Raw genomic sequence first — 6869 nt, forward strand, 5'->3', positions numbered from 1 at the left:
CAATTAGGAGAATACAAATGAAATTTAGAAAACTAGCTTGTACAGTACTTGCGGGTGCTGCGATTCTTGGCCTTGCGGCTTGTGGTAACTCTGGTGGAAGTAAGGATGCTGGAAGTTCTAGTAGCGATAGCGGAAAAACAGAAATCACTTGGTGGGCATTCCCAGTCTTCACACAAGAAAAAACGGGTGACGGTGTTGGAACTTATGAAAAATCAATCATCGAAGCTTTTGAAAAAGCAAATCCAGATGTAAAAGTGAAATTGGAAACCATCGACTTCAAGTCAGGTCCAGAAAAGATCACAACAGCTATCGAAGCTGGAACAGCGCCAGACGTACTCTTTGACGCACCAGGACGTATCATCCAATACGGTAAAAACGGTAAATTGGCTGAGTTGAACGACCTCTTCACAGACGAATTTGTCAAAGATGTCAACAACGAAAATATCGTACAAGCAAGTAAGGCTGGAGATAAAGCTTACATGTATCCAATCAGTTCAGCACCATTCTACATGGCAATGAACAAGAAAATGTTGGAAGATGCTGGTGTAGCTAACCTTGTTAAAGAAGGTTGGACAACTGATGACTTTGAAAAAGTTTTGAAAGCCCTTAAAGATAAAGGCTACACTCCAGGTTCATTGTTCAGTGCTGGTCAAGGGGGAGACCAAGGAACACGTGCCTTCATTGCAAACCTTTACGGTGGTTCTGTAACAGATAAAGATGTAACTAAATATACAACTGACGATCCTAAATTCGTCAAAGGTCTTGAAAAAGCTGCTAGCTGGATTAAAGACGGTTTGTTGAACAACGGTTCACAATTTGACGGTGGAGCAGACATCCAAAACTTTGCCAACGGTCAAACTTCATACACAATCCTTTGGGCACCAGCTCAAAACGGTATCCAAGCGAAACTCTTGGAAGCAAGTAAGGTAGATGTGGTAGAAGTACCATTCCCATCAGACTCTGGTAAACCATCTCTTGAATACCTTGTAAACGGATTTGCAGTATTTAATAACAAAGACGATAAGAAAGTCGCAGCTGCTAAGAAATTCGTTCAATTCATCGCAGATGACAAAGAATGGGGTCCTAAAGACGTAGTTCGTACAGGTGCTTTCCCAGTTCGTACTTCATTTGGCAAACTTTATGAAGACAAACGTATGGAAACAATCAGTGGCTGGACTAAATACTACTCACCATATTACAACACTATCGATGGATTTGCTGAAATGAGAACACTTTGGTTCCCAATGTTGCAATCTGTATCAAATGGTGACGAAAAACCAGCAGATGCTTTGAAAGTCTTCACTGAAAAAGCTAACGAAACCATCAAAAAAGCTACAAAACAATAAGCACTAAGTCAGATTGATTCCCCCTTTTCCCTGTGCACTACGGTGTAAGAAAAGGGGGACTTTTGTTTGAAATGGTAGGAACTGTCACGAAATTAAAATGAAGTTCTTACATAAGCGAATCTTAAAAAATTTCATTTTGGTTTTAAAACAGTTCAAGAAAATCAAAAACTATTCTATTTGAAAGAGAGGTGCCGACTGTGAAAGTCAATAAAATTCGTATGCGGGAAACAGTGATTTCCTACGCTTTCCTAGCACCAGTGTTATTCTTCTTTGTCATCTTTGTCTTGGCTCCTATGATTATGGGATTCATTACAAGTTTCTTTAACTACTCCATGACGAAATTTGAGTTTGTGGGCTTGGACAACTACATTCGCATGTTTAAAGACCCTGTCTTTATGAAGTCTTTGATCAATACCGTTATCCTGGTTATTGGATCTGTTCCGATTGTGGTTCTCTTCTCGCTCTTTGTAGCATCTCAAACCTATCATCAAAATGCCATTGCCCGTTCTTTCTATCGTTTCGTCTTCTTCCTTCCTGTAGTTACAGGTAGTGTTGCCGTAACGGTTGTATGGAAATGGATCTATGACCCACTATCAGGGATTCTAAACTTTGTCCTTAAGTCAAGCCATATCATCAGCCAAAATATTTCTTGGCTGGGTGACAAAAACTGGGCTTTGCTAGCGATTATGATCATCCTTTTGACAACATCTGTTGGTCAACCGATTATTCTTTATATCGCTGCCATGGGGAATATTGATAACTCACTTGTTGAAGCAGCGCGTGTAGACGGTGCGACTGAATTCCAAGTCTTCTGGAAGATCAAATGGCCTAGCCTTCTTCCAACAACTCTTTACATCGCGATCATCACAACCATCAACTCATTCCAATGTTTCGCCTTGATTCAGCTCTTGACTTCTGGTGGTCCAAACTACTCAACAAGTACCTTGATGTACTACCTTTACGAAAAAGCCTTCCAATTGACAGAATACGGCTATGCCAATACCATCGGTGTCTTCTTGGCAGTGATGATTGCCATTGTCAGCTTTGCTCAATTCAAGATCCTCGGAAACGACGTAGAATACTAAAGAAAGGAGACAGTTATGCAACCTACACAAAAGAAACCTTTAACAGCTTTCACTGTTATTTCAACGATTATCTTGCTCTTGTTGACCGTACTGTTCATCTTTCCATTCTACTGGATCTTGACAGGGGCCTTCAAATCACAACCTGATACCATTATGATTCCACCACAGTGGTTCCCTAAAATGCCAACCATGGAGAACTTCCAACAACTCATGGTGCAAAACCCTGCTATGCAGTGGATGTGGAACTCTGTATTTATCTCATTGGTAACCATGTTCCTAGTCTGCGCAACCTCTTCTCTAGCAGGTTATGTCTTGGCTAAGAAACGTTTCTATGGTCAGCGCATTCTCTTTGCAGTCTTTATCGCTGCCATGGCGCTTCCAAAACAAGTTGTCCTTGTACCATTGGTACGTATCGTCAACTTCATGGGAATTCACGATACTCTTTGGGCAGTTATCTTGCCTTTGATTGGATGGCCATTTGGGGTCTTCCTCATGAAACAGTTCAGCGAAAACATCCCAACAGAATTGCTTGAATCAGCTAAAATCGACGGTTGTGGTGAGATTCGTACCTTCTGGAGCGTAGCCTTCCCTATTGTGAAACCAGGATTTGCAGCTCTTGCGATTTTTACCTTCATCAATACTTGGAACGACTACTTTATGCAGTTGGTTATGTTGACTTCACGTCAAAACTTGACCATCTCACTCGGGGTTGCGACCATGCAGGCCGAAATGGCAACCAACTATGGTTTGATCATGGCAGGTGCAGCTCTTGCAGCAGTGCCAATCGTAACAGTCTTCCTTGTCTTCCAAAAATCCTTCACTCAAGGGATCACTATGGGAGCGGTCAAAGGTTAAGAAAAGTAAATTAGTGTATCAAGATTGCAGAAGTGGTCTTGACATGCCATGGAAATATAGAGTTATAAGTGTCTACAAAATGGAGAGTATGCAGTTACTTCGTGAAGTTTTGTCAGACACTTATAAACTTAAGAATGAACTCTTTTCATGATGCTAGATAGAGTAGGTTCGTTTTAGGGTAACTATTTCCCGCTTTAGTGGTATCTAAGATAAGCAATTAACGCTTATCTTAGACGGAATTTTTGAGACTGACGATGAAGGAGTGAAAGGCTCAAAAATTAGGAATGAAATTCCGAAGGAATTTGCTTCCGTCCGCACTGTTACAGGGAAATAGAGGAAGGATAATTCGGAACTGAAAACTAGTAACTATCAGAAACGAAGGAAACAGTATGATTTTTGACGATTTGAAAAACATCACCTTTTACAAAGGGCTTCATCCCAATCTAGATAAGGCTATCGACTATCTCTACCAGCACCGTAAGGATTCTTTCGAACTCGGTAAGTATGAGATTGACGGGGACAAGGTCTTTCTAGTTGTTCAGGAAAATGTCCTCAATCAAGCTGAAAATGATCAGTTTGAGCACCATAAACACTATGCAGACTTGCATTTACTGGTAGAAGGACATGAATATTCGAGCTACGGTTCACGTATCAAAGACGAGGCAGTAGCATTCGACGAAGTGAGCGACATTGGTTTTGTCCATTGTCATGAACGCTACCCAATCTTGTTGGGCTATCACAATTTTGCGATTTTCTTCCCCGGAGAACCACACCAGCCAAATGGCTACGCAGGGATGGAAGAAAAGGTTCGCAAGTATCTCTTTAAAATTTTGATTGATTAAAAGAATCAGGAGGAGCAAACATGGCACAAAAAGGAGTAAGCCTTATCAAGGCAGCATTTGATACAGATAATTTTCTCATGCGTTTCAGTGAGAAGGTCTTGGATATTGTGGCAGTCAATCTTCTTTTTGTCGTCTCTTGTTTGCCCATCGTGACGATTGGAGTGGCGAAAATCAGCCTCTATGAGACTATGTTCGAGATTAAGAGAAGCAGACGGGTACCAGTCTTTAGAACTTATATAAGGGCCTTCAAGCAAAATCTGAAACTGGGGCTTCAGTTGGGTCTGTTAGAGTTGGGCATTGTGTCATTAAGCCTTCTAGACCTCTATCTCTTCTGGGGACAGACTGCTTTGCCTTTCCAGATTGTGAAAGCAATTTGTTTGGGGATTCTCATCTTCCTCACTCTCGTGATGCTGGCTAGCTATCCCATCGCTGCGCGCTATGATTTATCTTGGAAAGAAGTGCTGCAAAAAGGGCTTATCTTGGCAAGTTTTAACTTTCCTTGGTTCTTCCTCATGTTAGCCATTCTCTTTCTCATAGTGATGGTTCTTTATCTATCCGCCTTCACTCTCCTTTTGGGTGGGTCAGCTTTTATCCTCTTTGGTTTTGGTTTGCTGGTCTTTCTCCAAGCAGGATTGATGGAGAAAATTTTCGCCAAATACCAGTAGGATGAGGTATTTCTGAAACTACTTTCAATCGTTACAGTTTCTAAAATACAAGTAGAAACTAAAATCTAAGTGTATACAAGATATTGAAAGCGATTTTCACAAGGTGTATACTAAACTTGTAAAAAATAGAACTGCTCTCAGCAGAAAAAAAGAAATCTTAGGAGAAAATCTATGTCAGATTTGAAAAAATACGAAGGTGTCATTCCAGCCTTCTACGCATGTTATGATGATCAAGGAGAAGTCAGTCCAGAGCGTACGCGTGCTTTGGTTCAATACTTCATTGATAAGGGAGTTCAAGGTCTCTATGTCAACGGTTCTTCTGGTGAATGTATCTACCAAAGTGTGGCAGACCGCAAATTGATTTTGGAAGAAGTCATGGCAGTTGCCAAAGGGAAATTGACCATTATCGCTCACGTAGCTTGCAACAATACCAAAGATAGTATGGAGCTTGCTCGCCACGCGGAAAGCTTGGGTGTAGATGCCATTGCAACGATTCCACCGATTTACTTCCGCTTGCCAGAATACTCAGTTGCCAAATACTGGAATGATATCAGTGCTGCAGCTCCAAACACAGACTACGTGATTTACAATATTCCTCAATTGGCAGGTGTTGCTTTGACTCCAAGTCTCTACACTGAAATGTTGAAGAATCCTCGTGTTATCGGTGTTAAGAACTCTTCTATGCCAGTTCAAGATATCCAAACCTTTGTCAGCCTTGGTGGAGAAGACCACATCGTCTTTAATGGTCCAGATGAACAATTCCTAGGTGGTCGCCTCATGGGTGCCAAAGCTGGTATTGGTGGTACTTATGGTGCTATGCCAGAACTCTTCTTGAAACTTAATGAGTTGATTGCAGAGAAAGATTTGGAAACAGCGCGTGAATTGCAATACGCTATCAACGCAATCATTGGCAAGCTCACTTCTGCTCATGGAAATATGTACGGTGTGATCAAAGAAGTCTTGAAAATCAATGAAGGCTTGAACATTGGTTCTGTCCGTTCACCATTGACGCCAGTGACTGAAGAAGATCGACCAGTTGTAGAAGCAGCTGCAGCCTTGATTCGTGAAACCAAGGAGCGCTTCCTCTAATCCATAAGGAGGTATTTATGACACACTACGTTGCAATTGATATCGGTGGAACCAACATCAAATATGGTTTGATTGACCAAGAAGGCCAACTTGTTGAATCGCATGAAATGCCAACCGAGGCGCATAAGGGTGGACCTCATATCTTACAAAAGACAAAAGATATCGTAGCCAGCTATATAGAAAAAGGCCCAGTAGCAGGTGTTGCCATTTCTTCTGCAGGAATGGTGGATCCTGATAAGGGTGAGATTTTCTATGCTGGTCCTCAGATTCCCAACTATGCAGGAACCCAGTTCAAGAAGGAAATCGAGACGAGTTTTGCTATTCTTTGTGAGATTGAAAATGATGTCAACTGTGCAGGTCTTGCTGAGGCAGTATCTGGTTCAGGTAAGGGAGCGAGTGTCACACTTTGCTTGACCATTGGAACAGGTATCGGTGGTTGCTTGATTATGGATGGGAAAGTCTTCCATGGATTTAGCAATTCGGCCTGCGAAGTCGGTTACATGCACATGCAGGATGGAGCTTTTCAGGATCTTGCTTCTACGACAGCCTTGGTTGAGTATGTAGCAACAGCTCATGGAGATTCAGTTGATCAGTGGAATGGGCGACGCATTTTCAAGGAAGCTACCGAAGGAAACAAGATCTGTATGGCTGGCATTGACCGCATGGTAGACTATTTAGGAAAAGGTCTGGCAAATATTTGCTACGTTGCCAATCCAGAAGTGGTCATTCTCGGTGGCGGTATCATGGGGCAAGAAGCTATCCTCAAACCGAAGATTCGCGCAGCCTTGAAGGCCGCCTTGGTACCAAGCCTAGCTGAAAAAACACGATTAGAATTTGCCCATCACCAAAATACAGCAGGGATGTTGGGTGCCTATTATCATTTTATACTCAATGAAAATCAAAGAGCAAAGTAGGAAGCTAGCCGTAGGCAGTACTTGAGTACGGCAAGGTGAAGCTGACGTGGTTTGAATTTGATTTTCGAAGAGT

7 protein-coding genes are annotated in these 6869 nt (G+C 42.0%); all 7 read left to right on the forward strand.

Features of this window, described 5'->3' with window-relative positions; all coding sequences use genetic code 11:
• The first annotated feature begins 17 nt into the window (after positions 1–17).
• The 7 genes from GMD1S_RS03955 to GMD1S_RS03985 all read left to right on the forward strand — a co-directional run bounded on the left by GMD1S_RS03955 (position 18) and on the right by GMD1S_RS03985 (position 6796).
• Positions 18–1346 (forward strand): extracellular solute-binding protein, encoded by a 1329-nt coding sequence (locus tag GMD1S_RS03955; protein ID WP_000672115.1) that lies wholly within the window; start codon positions 18–20, stop codon positions 1344–1346.
• A 218-nt stretch (positions 1347–1564) separates the two neighbouring features.
• On the forward strand, positions 1565–2431 hold the full coding sequence (locus GMD1S_RS03960) for a carbohydrate ABC transporter permease (RefSeq protein WP_161800156.1): 867 nt from the start codon (positions 1565–1567) through the stop codon (positions 2429–2431).
• Positions 2432–2446: 15 nt separating this feature from the next.
• A complete protein-coding gene (locus tag GMD1S_RS03965; protein ID WP_001183243.1) occupies positions 2447–3286 on the forward strand; it encodes a carbohydrate ABC transporter permease in 840 nt (279 codons plus the stop codon).
• Positions 3287–3675: 389 nt separating this feature from the next.
• Complete coding sequence (locus GMD1S_RS03970) at positions 3676–4128, forward strand: YhcH/YjgK/YiaL family protein (protein ID WP_000575469.1); 453 nt, start codon at positions 3676–3678, stop codon at positions 4126–4128.
• Positions 4129–4148: 20 nt separating this feature from the next.
• Positions 4149–4793 carry a YesL family protein gene (locus GMD1S_RS03975; protein ID WP_000057470.1) on the forward strand — a complete coding sequence of 215 codons (645 nt, stop codon included), beginning with the start codon at positions 4149–4151 and terminating at the stop codon, positions 4791–4793.
• Positions 4794–4964: 171 nt separating this feature from the next.
• Positions 4965–5882, forward strand: coding sequence for a dihydrodipicolinate synthase family protein (locus GMD1S_RS03980; protein ID WP_001281472.1), 918 nt, complete (start codon positions 4965–4967; stop codon positions 5880–5882).
• A 17-nt stretch (positions 5883–5899) separates the two neighbouring features.
• Complete coding sequence (locus tag GMD1S_RS03985; protein ID WP_000150239.1) at positions 5900–6796, forward strand: ROK family protein; 897 nt, start codon at positions 5900–5902, stop codon at positions 6794–6796.
• The last annotated feature ends 73 nt before the right edge of the window (positions 6797–6869 follow it).

This window comes from Streptococcus sp. GMD1S (genome assembly GCF_000296875.1).
GTDB lineage: Bacteria > Bacillota > Bacilli > Lactobacillales > Streptococcaceae > Streptococcus.

Coding starts and splice junctions, on each gene's coding strand:
- GMD1S_RS03955 (WP_000672115.1), top strand. CDS start 18: ATGAAATTTAGAAAACTAGCTTGTACAGTACTTGCGGGTGCTGCGATT.
- GMD1S_RS03960 (WP_161800156.1), top strand. CDS start 1,565: ATGCGGGAAACAGTGATTTCCTACGCTTTCCTAGCACCAGTGTTATTC.
- GMD1S_RS03965 (WP_001183243.1), top strand. CDS start 2,447: ATGCAACCTACACAAAAGAAACCTTTAACAGCTTTCACTGTTATTTCA.
- GMD1S_RS03970 (WP_000575469.1), top strand. CDS start 3,676: ATGATTTTTGACGATTTGAAAAACATCACCTTTTACAAAGGGCTTCAT.
- GMD1S_RS03975 (WP_000057470.1), top strand. CDS start 4,149: ATGGCACAAAAAGGAGTAAGCCTTATCAAGGCAGCATTTGATACAGAT.
- GMD1S_RS03980 (WP_001281472.1), top strand. CDS start 4,965: ATGTCAGATTTGAAAAAATACGAAGGTGTCATTCCAGCCTTCTACGCA.
- GMD1S_RS03985 (WP_000150239.1), top strand. CDS start 5,900: ATGACACACTACGTTGCAATTGATATCGGTGGAACCAACATCAAATAT.